The sequence below is a fragment of the Streptomyces sp. NPDC002889 genome (assembly GCF_042888425.1).
Classification (GTDB): domain Bacteria; phylum Actinomycetota; class Actinomycetes; order Streptomycetales; family Streptomycetaceae; genus Streptomyces.
This window is the reverse complement of record NZ_JBIAPT010000001.1, coordinates 555230-571544: the sequence shown is the minus strand read 5'-3', so window position 1 is coordinate 571544 and position 16315 is coordinate 555230. Positions and strand designations below refer to the sequence as shown.

Annotated in this window: 15 protein-coding genes; 3 read left to right on the top strand and 12 right to left on the bottom strand. The window is 70.4% G+C overall.

Features of this window, described 5'->3' with window-relative positions; translation table 11 throughout:
- Positions 1–11: 11 nt before the first annotated feature.
- From ACFYWI_RS02585 to rimP, 3 genes are all read right to left on the bottom strand, one after another.
- Complete coding sequence (locus ACFYWI_RS02585; protein ID WP_389224284.1) at positions 12–290, bottom strand: YlxR family protein; 279 nt, start codon at positions 288–290, stop codon at positions 12–14.
- A gap of 119 nt (positions 291–409) precedes the next feature.
- The gene (gene nusA / locus ACFYWI_RS02580; protein ID WP_389224281.1) at positions 410–1405 is read right to left on the bottom strand and encodes a transcription termination factor NusA; all 996 of its coding nucleotides are present in this window, start codon (positions 1403–1405) and stop codon (positions 410–412) included.
- A gap of 2 nt (positions 1406–1407) precedes the next feature.
- Complete coding sequence (gene rimP / locus ACFYWI_RS02575; RefSeq protein WP_389224278.1) at positions 1408–1908, bottom strand: ribosome maturation factor RimP; 501 nt, start codon at positions 1906–1908, stop codon at positions 1408–1410.
- A gap of 155 nt (positions 1909–2063) precedes the next feature.
- On the opposite strand from rimP, the gene ACFYWI_RS02570 reads away from it, so the two are divergent.
- The 3 genes from ACFYWI_RS02570 to ACFYWI_RS02560 are packed head-to-tail and all read left to right on the top strand — an operon-like array spanning position 2064 to position 3954.
- Entirely contained in the window at positions 2064–2606 is a 543-nt protein-coding gene (locus tag ACFYWI_RS02570; RefSeq protein ID WP_389224275.1) for a hypothetical protein, read from the top strand.
- A complete protein-coding gene (locus tag ACFYWI_RS02565; protein WP_389224272.1) occupies positions 2603–3055 on the top strand; it encodes a ferritin-like domain-containing protein in 453 nt (150 codons plus the stop codon). Before ACFYWI_RS02570 ends, ACFYWI_RS02565 begins: the two co-directional genes overlap by 4 nt.
- 23 nt (positions 3056–3078) lie before the next feature.
- On the top strand, positions 3079–3954 hold the full coding sequence (locus tag ACFYWI_RS02560) for an aminoglycoside phosphotransferase family protein (RefSeq protein ID WP_389224269.1): 876 nt from the start codon (positions 3079–3081) through the stop codon (positions 3952–3954).
- Between the two features lie 510 nt (positions 3955–4464).
- On the opposite strand, the gene ACFYWI_RS02555 is transcribed toward ACFYWI_RS02560, so the two are convergent.
- The 9 genes from ACFYWI_RS02555 to ACFYWI_RS02515 form a co-directional block, all read right to left on the bottom strand.
- Entirely contained in the window at positions 4465–6162 is a 1698-nt protein-coding gene (locus tag ACFYWI_RS02555) for a proline--tRNA ligase (protein WP_389224267.1), read from the bottom strand.
- Between the two features lie 65 nt (positions 6163–6227).
- Positions 6228–6797 (bottom strand): GNAT family N-acetyltransferase, encoded by a 570-nt coding sequence (locus ACFYWI_RS02550; RefSeq protein WP_389224264.1) that lies wholly within the window; start codon positions 6795–6797, stop codon positions 6228–6230.
- Between the two features lie 76 nt (positions 6798–6873).
- Entirely contained in the window at positions 6874–7716 is an 843-nt protein-coding gene (locus ACFYWI_RS02545; RefSeq protein WP_389224451.1) for a GNAT family N-acetyltransferase, read from the bottom strand.
- A 139-nt stretch (positions 7717–7855) separates the two neighbouring features.
- Positions 7856–9034, bottom strand: a complete 1179-nt coding sequence (ispG, locus tag ACFYWI_RS02540; RefSeq protein ID WP_389224261.1) for a flavodoxin-dependent (E)-4-hydroxy-3-methylbut-2-enyl-diphosphate synthase — start codon at positions 9032–9034, stop codon at positions 7856–7858.
- A 161-nt stretch (positions 9035–9195) separates the two neighbouring features.
- On the bottom strand, positions 9196–10494 hold the full coding sequence (locus ACFYWI_RS02535; RefSeq protein ID WP_389224257.1) for a M50 family metallopeptidase: 1299 nt from the start codon (positions 10492–10494) through the stop codon (positions 9196–9198).
- Positions 10491–11738 (bottom strand): 1-deoxy-D-xylulose-5-phosphate reductoisomerase, encoded by a 1248-nt coding sequence (gene dxr, locus ACFYWI_RS02530; protein WP_389224254.1) that lies wholly within the window; start codon positions 11736–11738, stop codon positions 10491–10493. The genes ACFYWI_RS02535 and dxr overlap by 4 nt, the downstream gene beginning before the upstream one ends.
- A gap of 45 nt (positions 11739–11783) precedes the next feature.
- A complete protein-coding gene (locus ACFYWI_RS02525; RefSeq protein ID WP_389224251.1) occupies positions 11784–12569 on the bottom strand; it encodes a hypothetical protein in 786 nt (261 codons plus the stop codon).
- A gap of 43 nt (positions 12570–12612) precedes the next feature.
- Positions 12613–14595: an acyl-CoA dehydrogenase family protein gene (locus tag ACFYWI_RS02520; RefSeq protein WP_389224248.1), complete on the bottom strand. Its 1983-nt coding sequence runs from the start codon at positions 14593–14595 to the stop codon at positions 12613–12615.
- A 256-nt stretch (positions 14596–14851) separates the two neighbouring features.
- Positions 14852–16297 (bottom strand): aldehyde dehydrogenase family protein, encoded by a 1446-nt coding sequence (locus ACFYWI_RS02515; RefSeq protein ID WP_389224245.1) that lies wholly within the window; start codon positions 16295–16297, stop codon positions 14852–14854.
- Positions 16298–16315 lie beyond the last annotated feature (18 nt).

Genomic DNA, 16315 nt, shown 5'->3' with positions numbered 1-16315 from the left:
CTTCTTGCTTCTTACTGTGCTGCCTGCTCGACATACCGCCGGAGTGCGGCGGTCTCGAGCGGTCCCTGGACCCTGAAGGCCCTTGGGAACGCCCGGCGGCGAACCGCCAGGTCGAGACAGACCAAGGCGGGGTGTACATATGCACCCCGGCCGGGCAGCGTACCGCGATCATCCAGGACACATACGTCCTCGATCACCACGATGCGCAGCAGATCGCTCTTGGCCGCTCGCTCCCGGCATCCCACACAGGTTCGCTCAGGGCATACGCGGGCATGCGTCCGGCCAGACACAGCTAAGTCTACCTCCCCGCACCGACCTCACCCCTGCGGGGCAAGAATCGAACGGTTGTTGTCCAGATCCGCATGAGACCCCGCCCTGTCGGAAACGGCATCTCGCGCGGATACATTCCTCAGTCCTGGTCGGAGCCCTGCTCCGTGTCGGGACGGATGTCGATACGCCAGCCGGTGAGGCGGGCGGCCAGGCGGGCGTTCTGCCCCTCCTTGCCGATGGCCAGTGACAGCTGGTAGTCGGGCACGGTCACCCGTGCCGAGCGGGCGCCGAGGTCGACGACCTCGACCTTGCTGACGCGGGCCGGCGACAGGGCGTTGGCCACCATCTCGGCGGGGTCGTCCGACCAGTCCACGATGTCGATCTTCTCGCCGTGCAGCTCGGCCATGACATTGCGCACCCGGCCGCCCATCGGGCCGATGCAGGCACCCTTGGCGTTCAGACCCGAGCGGGTCGAACGGACAGCGATCTTGGTGCGGTGACCGGCCTCACGGGCGATCGCCGCGATCTCGACGCTGCCGTCCGCGATCTCCGGGACCTCCAGCGCGAAGAGCTTCTTCACGAGGTTCGGGTGGGTGCGCGACAGCGTCACGGACGGACCTCGCACACCCTTGGCCACGCGGACCACATAGGTACGCAGCCGTAGCCCGTGCGTGTACTCCTCGCCCGGCACCTGCTCCTGCACCGGAAGGATCGCCTCGAGCTTGTCGTCCAGCTTGACCAGGACGTTCTTCGGGTCCTTGCCCTGCTGCACCATGCCGGCGACGACATCGCCCTCACGGCGGGCGTACTCGCCGAAGGTGACGTCGTTCTCGGCGTCGCGCAGGCGCTGCTGGATGACCTGGCGGGCGGTGGTGGCGGCGATCCGGCCGAAGTCCGACGGGGTGTCGTCGAACTCCTTGGGCTCCTGCCCCTCCTCCAGATCGGCCGGGTCCTCCTTGGCCCACACGGTCACGTGGCCGGTGTCCCGGCTGAGCACCACGCGGGCGTGGCGGCGGCTGCCCTCGGTGCGGTGATACGCGATGAGGAGGGCCGATTCGATCGCCTCGACCAGCAGTTCGAAGGGAATCTCCTTCTCCTGCGCCAAGCCCTTCAGAAGCTTCACGTCGATGTCCACGGCTACGCCTCCTCTTCTTCCTTCTTGTCCTTGCGATTGAACTCGATCTCCACGCGCGCCTTGGCGATCTCCGGGAATCCGACGCGCCGGGCGGTGGGCTTGCGCCCCTTCACGCCCGGCACCTCGAGGTCGAGTCCCTCCTCGTCTACGGCGAGAATGCGGGCCACCAGCTCGCCGCCCTCCTGCAGCTGCAGCTTCACCAGCCGGTCGGTGGCACGCACGTAATGACGGTGCTCGGTCAGGGGACGGTCTGCGCCGGGTGAGCTGACTTCCAGGACGTACTCGTCCTCGCCCATCGCATCCGTCTCGTCGAGCTTCTCGGAGATGGTGCGGCTCAGCTCCGCGCACGCGTCCAGTTCCACGCCCTCGTCGGAGTCGACGATGATCCTCAGCATGCGGCGCCTGCCGGCCCGGGACACCTCGATCTCTTCCAGGTCCAGGTTCGCGGCGCTGACGAGCGGTTCCAGCAGCCCGCGCAGCCTCTCGCTCTGGGTGGTGCTCATCCGGGTGACTCCTCGGCCGCGTGTGCTGTTGTGGGATCGTCGCGTGTCAGATCAAAGGGTATCCGGTCGCGGGGGGTGTTGCCGTCCACCGGCATCGGAGCCGCAGGTACGCTCGCCTGCGGCGATGATCATTGCGAGGGCCGAGGGAGAGACGCGTGGGGCGCACGGGGACGACACGCAGACGCGCACTCGTGGTGACGGGGGCAGTCGCGGCCGGTCTGTTGACGGGTTGTTCGAACGATGCGTCCGGTGACCGGCGTACGGCCGGCTCCGCTCCCGACCCCGTCCACGCCGCGGCACGGCTGCGCCGCGCACTCGCGGACACGAGCCGGGCGCTGCTGGACGAGTACGACGCCGTCATCGCCCAACACCCCGCGCTGACAGGCCGGTTGATGCCGCTGCGGGCTGCGGTCGCCGAGCATGTGACGGCACTGGCACCCGGCTCGGGTGCCTCGCCCTCACCCTCTGCCTCCCTCTCCCCCGCCCCGCCCCCCTCGTCGCCGCCGACCGCGAAGGCCGTGGTCGCGCCCGACCCGGGCGCCGCGCTCAAGGCGCTGGCCGCGGCGGAGCGCCGTACCTCCGCCTCGCACGCCGCGTCCCTGGCCGACGCCGAGCCGGAACTGGCCCGTCTGCTGGCATCGGTCGCGGCGGCCGGCGCCGCGCATGCGTACCTGCTGACGAAGGGGGACGCGCGATGAGTGCGGTGGACGCCACGCTGAAGGCCGTTCAGGCCGTTCAGGCCGCGCTCGCCGCGGAGCATGCGGCGGTCTACGGATACGGGGTGGTCGGAGGCCGCGTCGGCGACGACCGCGAGGCCGACGCGGAGGCGGGTTACGCCGCACACCGGGCGCGACGCGATGCGCTGACGCGCACCGTCCGCGATCTGAAGGGTGAACCCGTGGCAGCCGCCCCGGCGTACGAGCTGCCGTTCCCGGTCCCGGACGAGGCCGCCGCCGTGCGGCTCGCCGCGGCGCTGGAGGACGGGGTGGCGGGCGCCTACTCCGATCTCGTACGGGCCACGGAGGGGCCGCTGCGGGTGGAGGCCGCGGTGGCACTGCGCGAGGCGGCGGTCCGCGCGGTGCGCTGGCGCGGCAGCGGCGTAGCCTTTCCTGGGCTCGCGGAGCGTGCCCAGGGCGACAACCGCTGAAGCGGAAAGGGAACAACGAACGTATGGCTTTCGAACCGCCGCAACGGCTGGTCCGGGCCCTCGGCGAGGGTGACCACTGGCTCGGGCAGCTGCCCAAGATCGCCCAGGAGGCGGTGGACCGGCGCGGTCTGGAAGTCGAACGAGTGCTCGCCCCCGGCGGCAGAACCGGCCTGGTCGTCCTCGTACGGCAGCCCGACGGCACTCCCGCCGCGCTGAAGCTGGCCCCACCGTCCGCCTCCCCCGCGCTGGAGCGAGCGGCCCTGGAGCACTGGAACGGCTGGGGCGCCGTACGGCTGCTGGACCCGGCCGATGACGCGCTGCTGCTGGAGCGGCTGCATCCCGACGTCTCCCTGCGTTCCCTGCCGGAGGCGAAGGCGCTTTTGGAGGCGGCGGGAACGGTGCGGCGGTTGTGGGTCGAGCCGCCCGCGGACCACGGCTTCGAATCGGTCGCGGAGCGCACGGCCCGACAGGCCGCTGCGATGCGGGAGTTCGGTGACCCGGGGGCCGCGGAGCTGGTTTCCGCCGCGCTGGCCGCGCGCGACGAACTCGCCGCGCTCGGGCCCGAAGAGGTGCTGCTGCACGGCAACTTCCGTCAGGGCAAGGTGCTTTCGGGCGACCGGACGCCGTGGCTCGCGGTCGGCCCCGAGCCGCTCGTGGGCGAGCGCGCGTACGACCTCGCCCGCCTCGTCCGCGACCGCGTCGAGGACCTGATCGCCACGTCCGCGGGCGCGTCGGCGGCCCGCCGCCGGGTGAACAGGCTGGCCGACTCGCTGGAGGTGGACCGGGAGCGGCTGAGGGGCTGGACGCTGTTCAGGGCAGTGGAGTCGGGGACGCGGGCGATTGAGGCGGGCCGGGTACAAGAGGGCGAGCTGGCGCTGGAGTTCGCGGGCTGGCTGTAGCCGGACCACCCCTGACGAGGCCCGTGCGATGCCCGCCGGGGATCGAGGTGCGGTGCCGAGGTCGGGCCCGGACGGCGTGCGAGGATCCGGCGCCTCGCCACGGGGCGGCAATGGGCCCGGTCCGGACAGTGCGGCCCGTCCGGCGGGCGGGGACTCGACCGAGCCGTACAGGGTCTGGGGCTTGCCAGTCCGGGAAGGGGGGCCTCAGGCCGCCCCCCGGGCGTAGGCGTAGGGCAGGGGAACGGGAAGACCCCCCGCGCGCGACGGCCGGCCCCACGCCCGCGGCCGCCACCAACCCATTCCCCGCCCGAGCGGACCGGCTGTCCGCCCATGGGGCAGGAGCGGCCAACCGGTCGGCACACGACGGCGCGGCCGAAGCCGCACCCTTCCACGCGCAAGGCGAGGTCCCGGAAGGGCGGAGCCAAAAAGCCCCGCCCGTCCCAAGCCGTCAGCAGTCAGCCGTGGAGACCATCCGCCGGACAGCGCCACCAACGCCCCCGGCTTGGTCAACTACGAGGCCGCGAGGCGCGCAATCGCGTCCGCCACCGGCAGCTCCTCGCGCTCGCCCGTCCGCCGGTCCTTCAGCTCCACCACGCCCTCGGCCGAGCGGCGCCCGGCGACCAGGATGTGCGGCACGCCGATCAGCTCCGCGTCGGTGAACTTCACGCCGGGCGAGACCCCCGCCCGGTCGTCGACCAGCACCCGCAGGCCCGCCGCGCCCAGCTGCTCGGCGACGTCGAGCGCCAGCTCGGTCTGCAGTGCCTTGCCCGCGGCGACCACGTGGACGTCGGCCGGGGCGATCTCGCGGGGCCAGCACAGGCCCTGCTCGTCGGCGGTCTGCTCCGCCAGCGCCGCGACCGCGCGGGAGACGCCGATGCCGTACGAGCCCATGGTGACGCGGACCGGCTTGCCGTTCTGCCCGAGCACGTCGAGCTGGAAGGCGTCGGCGTACTTGCGGCCGAGCTGGAAGATGTGACCGATCTCGATGGCGCGGTCCAGCTTCAGGCCCGTGCCGCACGTGGGGCACGGGTCACCGTCCTCGACCACGACGACGTCCAGGTACTCGTCGACCTCGAAGTCACGGCCGGCGACGACGTTCTTCGCATGGGTGCCCGGCTTGTTGGCGCCGGTGATCCAGGCCGTGCCGGGCGCGACGCGCGGGTCGGCGATGTAACGGACCTTCTCGAGGCCCTGCGGGCCGACGTAGCCGCGGACCAGGCCGGGGCGGTCGGTGAAGTCGTCGGCGGTGACCAGCTCGACGGTGGCGGGCGCCAGGTGGTCACCCAGCTTGCCGAGGTCCACCTCGCGGTCGCCCGGCACGCCCACGGCGACGATCTCGCCGTCCACCTTGACCAGCAGGTTCTTCAGGGTCGCGGAGGCCGGGACGCCCAGATGCCGGGCCAGCGTCTCGATCGTCGGGGTGTCAGGGGTGTCCAGCTCCTCGACCGGGCCGTGCGCGGCGCCGTCGACCGGAGCGAGGGCGAAGGTGACGGCCTCGGTGTTGGCCGCGTAGTCGCAGGACGGGCAGTGGACGAACGTGTCCTCGCCGGCCGCGGCAGGCGCCAGGAACTCCTCGGACGCCGAGCCGCCCATCGCGCCGGAGACCGCGGAGACGATCTTGTGGTCGAGCCCGAGGCGCTGGAAGATCTTGACGTACGCCTCGCGGTGCAGGGCGTACGACTCGGCGAGGCCCTCGTCCGTGGTGTCGAAGGAGTACGAGTCCTTCATCTGGAACTCGCGGCCGCGCAGGATGCCGGAGCGCGGACGCGCCTCGTCGCGGTACTTCGACTGGATCTGGTAGAGGATCACCGGCAGGTCCTTGTAGGACGTGCACTGGTCCTTGACGAGCTGGGTGAAGATCTCTTCGTGGGTCGGGCCGAGCAGATAGTCGGCGCCCTTGCGGTCCTTGAGCCGGAACAGCTCGGCGCCGTACTCCTCCCAGCGGCCCGTCGCCTCGTAGGGCTCCTTGGGCAGCACGGCCGGCAGCAGGACCTCCTGCGCGCCGATCGCGTCCATCTCCTCGCGTACGACGCGGGTGACGTTCTCGAGGACCCGCTTGCCGAGCGGCAGCCAGGACCAGATGCCTGCGGCGTTGCGGCGTACGTAACCGGCGCGGACGAGCAGCTTGTGGCTGAGCGTCTCGGCGTCGGCCGGGTCGTCGCGCAGTGTCTTGACCATCAGACGGGACATGCGCTGGACCTGGGCCATGGTGAACTCCTGCTCGGAACGTGTGATGTGCAGGAGGTTAGCCGGGCCGCACCGGCAGGCGGAAATCAGTTCCCGCGCAGCAGGGGCAGCGCCGCGCCCATCACCGCGTACGGGCTGGGCGCGCTCGGGAACATGACCTGGCGGGCAAGGTCCTGGTAGCCGAGCCGTCGGTACAGGCCACGGGCCGGGCTTTCGATGTCGATCGCGGACAGGATCGAGCGCTGCTGGTCGGCACCGTCGGTGATGGTGGTGATCAGCTCGCGTCCGATGCCGCGCCCCTGGAAGTCGGGGTGGACATGGAGTTCGGTGATCACGAAGGACTCGTCGAGCCAGCCCGCGTTGCCGCTTCTGTGCAGATACGGTTCGACGACGGTGGACCACCAGTAGGTGCGGTCGTTGGGCATGCCGTAGACGAAGCCGACGAGCCGGCCGGTCGCGGTGGTGGCGCCGAGGGCACGGGAGCCCCGGTTCAGCAGATGCCGCAGCACGATGTAGCGGCGGATGTCGATCTCTTCGTCGCTGAGTCCGAAGGCAAGGGCCTGTACGGCAAGGGCCTCGTCCACCCGCGCGGTGAGATCGAGCGGACCGACCACGACGTCGGGGACCTGGGACCGCTCCCCAGAGAGTGCTGCCATGCCCGCACCCTACTTGCCGCTGTGCGCGCGCTGAACCGTACGTTCGGCGAATCAGAACACGGCACAGAGCCGCACGTCAGAACAGCACACTCATGAAGGCACCGACCTCGCGGAAGCCCACCCGGCGGTACGCGGCCCTGGCCGCGGTGTTGTAGTCGTTCACGTAGAGGCTGGCGATCGGGGAGACATCGGCCAGTGCGTAGCGCAGCACCGCCGCCATTCCGGTCTCGGACAGTCCGCGGCCCCGGTACTCGGGCGCCACCCACACGCCCTGGATCTGGCAGGCCTGCGGGGTGGCCGCCCCGATCTCGGCCTTGAAGACCACCTTGCCGTTGTCGATACGGGCGAACGAGCGCCCGGTGCCGACGAGTTCGGCGACCCTGGCCTGGTAGAGCAGGCCCCCGTCGCCGGCCATCGGTGAGATGCCGACCTCCTCGGTGAACATGGCCACACACGCGGGCATGATCACTTCCATCTCGTCCTTGCGGATCCGGCGGACGTACGGGTCGGGTTCTATGCCGTCGGGAAGCTGATCGGTGACCATCAGCGGCTGATGGCCGCGTACGTCCCTGGCCGGACCCCAGCTGGGCTCGAGCAGCCGCCACAGCTGTGCGGTGGGCTGGGCGGGGCCGACGATGGAGGAGCAGCGGCGGCCTGCCCTGCGTGCCCGGTCCGCGAAGGCGCGTACGGCGTCGGGGGTGGCACAGATCGGGACGAGATTGGCGCCGGAGTAGCACAGCGAGCTCAGATGCCCGTCGGCGTACCAGCCCCACATCTCGCCGCCGAGGCGCCAGGGGTCGAGCCCGGCGACCTGGACGCGGGACGTGACGAAAGCATTCGTCACGGGCTCGCTCTCGAGGATGGCGAGCGCTGCGCCTAGGTCGCTGGGTTCGAGGACCCGGGTGGTGGTCTGCGTCAACACGAGGGGGCCTCACCATGCGGTCTGCTGATCTCCGCACTGTACCCGGCAGGTCCCCCGGATGGCTTGCCCACGATGAGGCCTCGCCACGCGGGGGGGCGGCGGAGCCTTTGTGGAAGTGCCCGAAAACAGTCGGGCGTCAGCCGACGGCCACCTCGGGCTCGCCCACTGCGACGACGTCCGGTGAGCCGGAGGCGACGCCGTCCTTCTCCATCTGCTCGGCGATCTTCAGGGCCTCTTCGATGAGCGTCTCGACGATCTTCGACTCGGGCACGGTCTTGATGACCTCGCCCTTGACGAAGATCTGGCCCTTGCCGTTGCCGGAGGCCACACCGAGGTCGGCCTCGCGGGCCTCGCCCGGGCCGTTGACGACACAGCCCATGACGGCCACGCGCAGCGGGACCTCCATGCCCTCCAGGCCGGCGCTGACCTGGTCGGCGAGCTTGTACACATCGACCTGGGCGCGGCCGCAGGAGGGGCAGGAGACGATCTCCAGGCGGCGCTGGCGCAGGTTCAGCGACTCCAGGATCTGGATGCCGACCTTGACCTCTTCGGCGGGCGGGGCCGACAGCGACACCCGGATCGTGTCACCGATGCCCTCGCTGAGCAGGGCGCCGAAGGCGACCGCCGACTTGATGGTGCCCTGGAAGGCGGGGCCGGCCTCGGTCACACCCAGGTGCAGCGGGTAGTCGCACTGCGCGGCGAGCTGCCGGTAGGCGTTGACCATGACGACCGGGTCGTTGTGCTTGACGGAGATCTTGATGTCACGGAAGCCGTGCTCCTCGAAGAGCGAGGCCTCCCACAGCGCGGACTCGACGAGCGCCTCGGGGGTGGCCTTGCCGTACTTCTGCAGCAGCCGTGCGTCCAGCGACCCCGCGTTGACCCCGATCCGGATCGGGGTGCCGGCGTCACCGGCCGCCTTGGCGATCTCCTTGACCTTGTCGTCGAACTGCTTGATGTTGCCGGGGTTCACGCGGACCGCGGCGCAGCCGGCGTCGATGGCCGCGAAGACGTACTTCGGCTGGAAATGAATGTCCGCGATGACCGGGATCTGGGACTTCCTGGCAATGGTCGCCAGCGCGTCGGCGTCGTCCTGCGTCGGGCACGCGACCCGCACGATCTGGCAGCCGGACGCGGTCAGTTCAGCGATCTGCTGCAGCGTGGCGCCGATGTCCGAGGTGCGCGTCGTCGTCATCGACTGCACGGACACGGGCGCATCTCCGCCGACGGCCACCGATCCGACCTGGATCTTACGGCTCACCCTGCGCTCGGCGAGCTTGGTCGGAATGGACGGCATTCCCAGAGAAATCGCAGTCATCTGCTGTGCAACCCCAAGGTGTGGATCAAGGTCCCGGATGGGCGGGCTCCGGCCTTCGAGACTACGGCACACGCCTTGCGCGGAGCACATCACGTCGACGTGTCCGCGCAATGGCGGGAGCCGGACGCCGAGGGTGTCCGGCCCCTTCATCCAGCGTTCGGTCAGGAGATACGCACCGGGTTGACGACGTCCGCGACGAGCACGAGCAGGGTGAAGCAGACGAAGATCCCCGCGACGACGTAGGCCAGGGGCATCAGCTTGGCGACGTCGAAGGGGCCGGGGTCGGGGCGCTTGAACAGGCGCGCGACCTTACGGCGTGCGGACTCCCACAGCGCGCCCGCGATATGGCCGCCGTCGAGGGGCAGCAGCGGAAGCATGTTGAACAGGAACAGGGAGAGGTTGAAGCCCGCGGTGACGAACACGATCATGCCGATCGTGTTCTCCATCGGCAGCTGGAGACCCAGGATCTCGCCACTGATGCGGGCAGCGCCCACTATGCCGACCGGGGAGTCCGCCTTGCGCTCGGCGCCGTTGAAGGCCGCGTCCCACAGGTCGGGGACCTTCGACGGCATGTCGATGAGCGCCTGTACGCCGGATTCCATCATGTCGCCCATGCGGCCGACGGACTGCCCGAAGGTGAGGGGCTCGTCGACGGACTGGGCGGCGAAGCCGAGGTAGCCGGCCGGGACGAACTTGCCCGGGACGACGTTTCCGTTCTCGTCCTTCTTGGCGACCTGGTTCTCGATGAGGGTGGCCTGGAGGACCTTCTGCTGTCCGTCGCGCTCGACCGTGAGCTCCGCCCGCCCGATGGTCGCGCGGATGCGCTCGGACAGCGTCTGCCAGTCGTCCACCGGCTTGCCGTTGAAAGCGACGATCTTGTCGCCGGGCTCGAGACCGGCGGCCTTGGCCGGGGCGACCGGGTCACCCTTTTGGCAGTCGGTGCGCTTCTCGCTCTGCTGGATGACGCAGGGCTGGACCGAGTCGACCGTGGTGGTCTGCTGGGTCACGCCCACGGTCATGAACACACCGAGGAACATCACGACGGCCAGGATGAGGTTCATGAACGGGCCGGCGAACATGACGATCACGCGCTTCCACGGCTTGCGCGTGTAGAAGAGCCGCTTCTCGTCGCCGGGCTGCAGCTCTTCGTACGCCGCCGAGCGGGCGTCCTCGATCATGCTGCGCCAGGGTGAGGTGGAGCGGGCCTCGACCCTGCCGTCCGCGCCGGGCGGGAACATCCCGATCATGCGGATGTACCCGCCGAGCGGAAGCGCCTTGATGCCGTACTCCGTCTCACCCTTGGTGCGTGACCAGATGGTCGGACCGAAGCCGACCATGTACTGCGGTACGCGGATGCCGAAGAGCTTGGCGGTCGACAGGTGCCCCAGTTCGTGCCAGGCGATCGAGACGAGCAGACCGACGGCGAAGATCAGTATGCCGAGGATCGTCATCCAGATCATGCGTGCGCCTCCGTGTGCTGTGCGGCGAGTTCACGAGCCCGGGCCCGGGCCCAGGTCTCCGCTTCAAGGACGTCGGCCACCGTGAGCGAAGTTCCCGCTGCGGGCACTCCGTGTTCGGTGACGACTTGGGTGACCGTATCCATGATTGCGTTGAACGGCAGCCGCCCGGCGAGAAATGCGTCCACGCACTCCTCGTTCGCGGCATTGAACACCGCCGGGGCGGTGCCGCCCAGCTCCCCCACATGCCGGGCGAGTCCCACGGAGGGGAACGCCTCGTTGTCGAGCGGGAAGAACTCCCAGGTCGAGGCCTTGGACCAGTCGAACGCGGGGGCTGCGTCCGGGACCCGCTCGGGCCAGCCGATACCGATGGCGATCGGGCCGCGCATATCGGGCGGGGTGGCCTGGGCCAGCGTCGAGCCGTCGGTGAACTCCACCATGGAGTGGACGTACGACTGCGGGTGGACGACGACCTCGATGCGGTCGAAGGGGATGTCGTAGAGCAGGTGCGCCTCGATGACCTCGAGGCCCTTGTTGACCAGGGTGGCGCTGTTCACCGTGATCACCGGGCCCATGGCCCAGGTGGGGTGGGCGAGGGCGTCCCTGGGGGTGACATGGGCGAGCTCCGCCTTCGTACGGCCGCGGAAGGGGCCGCCGGAGGCCGTCACCACCAGCTTGCGGACGTCGGCCCGCGTTCCGGAGACCAGTGCCTGGAACAGGGCCGCGTGCTCCGAGTCGACCGGAATGATCTGTCCGGGCTTGGCCAGCGCCTTGACCAGCGGCCCGCCCACGATGAGCGACTCCTTGTTGGCGAGCGCGAGCGTGCGCCCGGCCTCCAGCGCGGCGAGCGTGGGGGCGAGACCGATGGAGCCCGTGATGCCGTTGAGCACGGTGTGGCACCGTGACGCGGCGAGCTCGGTCGCGGCGTCGGGGCCGGCCAGGATCTCGGGGAGGGGCTCGGCGCCGTACTGCTCGGCCAGCGCCTCGCGCAGTGCCGGCACCACGTCCTCACGGGCCACCGCGACCCGCTCCACCCGAAGCTGCCGCGCCTGCTCGGCGAGCAGACCGACCCGGCCGCCGGCGGCGGACAGCGCGGTGACACGGAAGCGGTCGGGGTTGCGCAGGACGAGATCGATGGCCTGGGTGCCGATGGACCCGGTGGAGCCGAGGACCACGATGTCCCGGCGGCCTTCGACAGGGTCGAAGACGATGTGCGGGTCGGCCAGGGGGGATGGGCTGTCGCTCATCCCCCCATTGTGGCCGCTGTTCCCGCCACCCCTGACAGTGCGTCCCTACACGCCGCCCGTGCGCCCCGCCCGGAACTTCTTCCACTGGGCATCGATGATCTCCGGGGGCACTTCCTTGATGTCCTTGGTGCCCAGGTACTCGCCCCGGAACGAGAGTGTGGTCGAACCGGACCGGACGACGGTCAGATACTCGTGGAGCTTCAGCTTGCCCTTCACATCGAGGACGGTGAGGTGGTAAGCGAGGGCCTCGTCCCCGATCCCGGGGGCCTTGACCGGCTCCACCTCGAGCACCTTGGCGTGCGTGAGGGCCCGCTCCTCGGTGAATCCACCGGCGCACGCGGTGCCCGCGGCGGCGAGGTTCTTCATCACGGCGGCGGCCGTGGCGCCTTCGTACGAGCGCAGCTGGACCAGGACGCCCACGCCCATCACCTCGTCGGCGATGTCGACATCGCGATTGACCTCGGCGACGGGGTCGTGGTCCGTGGCGCCGTGGGTAAGGCTGACGAGGGGCTGGCAGCGGGCCGGGTCGGCGGTGTAGTTCTCGTCGAGGGGCCCGTATGCGTCCTCGTGCGCCCGGTACGTGCCGATCCGCTCCCCGTCCTCGAAGGCCGCGGCCTTCAGGTCCGCCTCGGTGAGGGCCTTCTGGCCGGCGGCGGGCGCCGACGGCTTGCCGCTCCCGTTGCTGGCGGCCCCGCCCTTGTCCCCGCCCGCGCCGCACCCCGCGAGCAGGGCCCCGGCGGCTGCGGCCGCGGTCACGCCGCGCCACAACCGCCGGCTGTCCTGCTTCCTCTGCTTCCCCGCCCCGAACATCCCGGCCCCTGCCCTGATCACGTGTTACGCCTGGTGCGTTTGTTGCACGTGATCAAGTTAGCGGTCAGTGGATGGGGCGATGCAGGTTTTCGCGTTCCGTCGGGCCCGGGGTGGCATCGGCGATCCAGGGGCCTTCGCCACTGGGGTCGATGATGCCCTCCTCGAGCCAGGTGTACGTACCGGACAGAACACCGTTCACGACCTTGCGGTCGAGGTCGTCGGTGTTGGACCACAGGCGCGTGAAGAGTTCCTCGACGCGGATGCGGGCCTGGCGGCAGAAGATGTCCGCCAGTTGGTACGCCTCGCGGCCGTTCTCCCCGGCGTTGCGCAGATGCTCGGCGCGCACGCAGGCCGCGCTCATCGCGAACAGCTCCGCGCCGATGTCGACGATCCTGCCCAGGAAGCCCTGTTTGGTCTCCATCCGGCCCTGCCAGCGGGACATGGCGTAGAACGTGGAACGGGCCAGCTTGCGGGCGCCTCGTTCGACGTAGCGCAGATGCGTGGCGAGGTCCGGGTGCCCGGCCGGGTGGAACTCGCCGTAGGAGCCGGGCAGTCGACCGGGGCCGGTGACCAGTTTGGGCAGCCAGCGGGCGTAGAAGGCCGCGGCGTTCGCGCCCGCCTTCGCCTTGTCCGCGAAGGGCTTGTCGGGGTCGATGATGTCCCCGGCGACCGCGAGGTGCGCATCGACCGCCTCACGGGCGATCAGCAGATGCATGATCTCGGTCGAGCCCTCGAAGATCCGGTTGATGCGCATATCGCGCAGCATCTGCTCGGCGGGTACGGCCCGTTCGCCGCGCGCCGCCAGCGAATCGGCGGTCTCGAAGCCGCGGCCGCCGCGGATCTGGACCAGCTCGTCCGCCATCAGCCAGCCCATCTCGGAGCCGTACAGCTTGGCCAGCGCCGCCTCGATGCGGATGTCGTTGCGGTCCTCGTCGGCCATCTGGGAGGAGAGGTCCACAACCGCCTCGAGCGCGAACGTGGTCGCCGCGATGAAGGCGATCTTGGCACCGACCGCCTCGTGCTTCGCGACGGGCTTGCCCCACTGCTCACGGGCCGCCGACCACTCGCGGGCGATCTTCAGACACCACTTGCCCGCCCCGACGCACATCGCGGGCAGCGAGAGCCGGCCGGTGTTGAGGGTGGTCAGCGCGATCTTGAGGCCGGCCCCCTCCGGACCGATGCGGTTCTTGGCGGGGACCCGCACCTGGTGGAAGCGCGTGACGCCGTTCTCCAGACCGCGCAGTCCCATGAAGGTGTTGCGGTTCTCGACGGTGATGCCCTCGCTCGCCGCCTCGACGACGAACGCGGTGATGCCGCCCTTGTGACCCTCGGACCTGGGGACCCGGGCCATGACCACGAGGAGATCGGCGACGACGCCGTTGGTGGTCCACAGCTTGACGCCGTCGAGGACGTAGGAGTCGCCGTCCGGGACGGCGGTGGTCGCCAGACGGGCCGGGTCGGAGCCGACGTCCGGCTCGGTGAGCAGGAAGGCCGAGATGTCGCTGCGGGCCAGGCGCGGCAGGAATGCGTCCTTCTGCTCCTGGGTGCCGAACTGCTTCAGCGGCTGGGGCACGCCGATCGACTGGTGCGCGGACAGCAGCGCGCCGATCGCCGGGCTCGCCGAGCCGGCCAGGGCGAGGGCCTTGTTGTAGTACACCTGGGTGAGGCCGAGACCGCCGTACTTGGGGTCGATCTTCATCCCGAGTGCGCCGAGCTCCTTGAGCCCGTTGATGACCTCGTCGGGGATCCGGGCCTCGCGCTCGATGAGAGCGCCGTCGACCTTCGTCTCGCAGAAGTCGCGCAGTTTCGAGAGGAATTCCTCGCCCCGCCGGGTGGCCTCACCGGAGGGCATCGGGTGTGGATGGATCAGGTCGAGCCGGAAGCGGCCCAGGAACAGCTCCTTGGCGAAGCTGGGCTTGCGCCAGTCCTGTTCGCGCGCGGCCTCGGCGACCTGTCGTGCTTCGCGCTCGCTGACCTTCGGGGTCTGGGGCTTGTGGAGTGCCTGGTCGACCGGTTTCTCGACAGGCTCTTCGAGTGGGGCGGACATGAGGTTCACCTCGCCGCGAGTCGGGGGACTGCCGGGCGTCGGCCGGGGCGCGGAGCGCCTTGGTACCGACCGGTGCTACTCGTCCGTAGTACCCGATTCCCGCCCCCTCCACCAGTCTTCGTACAGCAGTCGAGGGAACCGGGCACGGAACCGGTCAGGACGGCGGTACCAAAGGCGACAACGCGCGCCGGTGCGGGTACGGCAACGGCCGGAGCCCCCGCACAATGGGCTCCGGCCGTCGGTCCGCGTACTCGAGCTAGAGGGCGAGGCCCGTCAGGACCAGCACCCGCTCGTACGTGTAGTCGTCCATCGCGAAGCGCACGCCCTCGCGGCCCACACCGGACTGCTTGGCTCCGCCGTACGGCATCTGGTCGGCGCGGTAGGACGGAACGTCTCCGACGATCACGCCGCCGACCTCGAGGGCGCGGTGGGCGCGGAAGGCGGTCTGCACGTCATGGGTGAACACGCCCGCCTGCAGCCCGTACTTGGAGTCGTTGACGGCGGCGAAGGCCTCGGCCTCGCCGTCCACCTTGGTCACGGTCAGGACCGGTCCGAAGACCTCCTCGCAGGCGAGGGTGACATCGGCCGGGACGTCGGTGAGAACGGTGGGCTCGTACGAGGCGCCTTCGCGCTTGCCGCCGGCGAGCAGCTCGGCGCCGCCCTGCACGGCCTCGTCGACCCAGGACTCCACGCGCCTCGCGGCGTCCTCGCTGACCAGCGGGCCGACCTCGGTGGCGGAGTCGGACGGGTCGCCGGTGACCTGGGCCTCGACCGCCGCGACGATCTTCGGCAGCAGCCGGTCGTACACGGTGGCATCGGCGATCACGCGCTGCACGGAGATGCAGGACTGGCCGCCCTGGTAGTTGGAGAAGGTGGCGATACGGGTCGCCGCCCAGTCCAGGTCCTCCTCGGAGGCCCAGTCGGCGAGGACCACGGCCGCGCCGTTGCCGCCGAGCTCCAGGGTGCAGTGCTTGCGCGGCACCGAGTCCATGATCGCGTAGCCGACCTTGTCCGAGCCGGTGAAGGAGATGACCGGAAGGCGCTCGTCCTGCACGAGGGCGGGCATCTGGTCGTTCGGGACCGGGAGCACGGACCAGGAACCCGCGGGCAGCTCGGTCTCGGCGAGCAGTTCACCGAGGATCAGGCCGGACAGCGGGGTCGCCGGGGCGGGCTTGAGGATGATCGGCGCGCCGACGGCGATGGCCGGGGCGATCTTGTGGGCGCACAGGTTCAGCGGGAAGTTGAACGGCGCGATCCCGAGGACGACGCCCTTGGGGAAGCGGCGGGTCAGTGCGAGGCGGCCCTGGCCGCCGGCGTCGGTGTCGAGACGCTGCGCGTCTCCGCCGTTGAAGCGCCGGGCCTCCTCGGCCGCGAACCGGAACACGGACACGGCTCGGCCGACCTCGCCGCGGGCCCACTTGATCGGCTTGCCGTTCTCGGCGGAGATCAGCTGGGCGATCTCCTCGGTGCGCTCGACGAGGCGCTTCGACACATGGTCCAGGGCGGCGGCGCGTACGTGGGCCGGGGTGGCCGCGAACTCGTCCACGACGGCGTGCGCGGCCGCGACGGCTTCCTCGACCTGCTCCTCGGTGGGGACGGAGACCCGGCCGACGAGACGGCCGTCCCAGGGCGAGGTGACGTCGAAGGCGGCCTCGCCGTTGGCCTGGCGGCCGGCGAGCCAGAAGGCGTGGGTGGAAGTCATGTGCGGATCCCGGCCCTT

Excerpts from the sequence above, each read along its gene's own strand:
- rimP (WP_389224278.1), bottom strand. The coding sequence starts at position 1,908 with ATGAGCACCACCCAGAGCGAGAGGCTGCGCGGGCTGCTGGAACCGCTC.
- ACFYWI_RS02565 (WP_389224272.1), top strand. The coding sequence starts at position 2,603 with ATGAGTGCGGTGGACGCCACGCTGAAGGCCGTTCAGGCCGTTCAGGCC.
- ACFYWI_RS02560 (WP_389224269.1), top strand. The coding sequence starts at position 3,079 with ATGGCTTTCGAACCGCCGCAACGGCTGGTCCGGGCCCTCGGCGAGGGT.
- ACFYWI_RS02555 (WP_389224267.1), bottom strand. The coding sequence starts at position 6,162 with ATGGCCCAGGTCCAGCGCATGTCCCGTCTGATGGTCAAGACACTGCGC.
- ACFYWI_RS02550 (WP_389224264.1), bottom strand. The coding sequence starts at position 6,797 with ATGGCAGCACTCTCTGGGGAGCGGTCCCAGGTCCCCGACGTCGTGGTC.
- ispG (WP_389224261.1), bottom strand. The coding sequence starts at position 9,034 with ATGACTGCGATTTCTCTGGGAATGCCGTCCATTCCGACCAAGCTCGCC.
- ACFYWI_RS02535 (WP_389224257.1), bottom strand. The coding sequence starts at position 10,494 with ATGATCTGGATGACGATCCTCGGCATACTGATCTTCGCCGTCGGTCTG.
- dxr (WP_389224254.1), bottom strand. The coding sequence starts at position 11,738 with ATGAGCGACAGCCCATCCCCCCTGGCCGACCCGCACATCGTCTTCGAC.
- ACFYWI_RS02520 (WP_389224248.1), bottom strand. The coding sequence starts at position 14,595 with ATGTCCGCCCCACTCGAAGAGCCTGTCGAGAAACCGGTCGACCAGGCA.
- ACFYWI_RS02515 (WP_389224245.1), bottom strand. The coding sequence starts at position 16,297 with ATGACTTCCACCCACGCCTTCTGGCTCGCCGGCCGCCAGGCCAACGGC.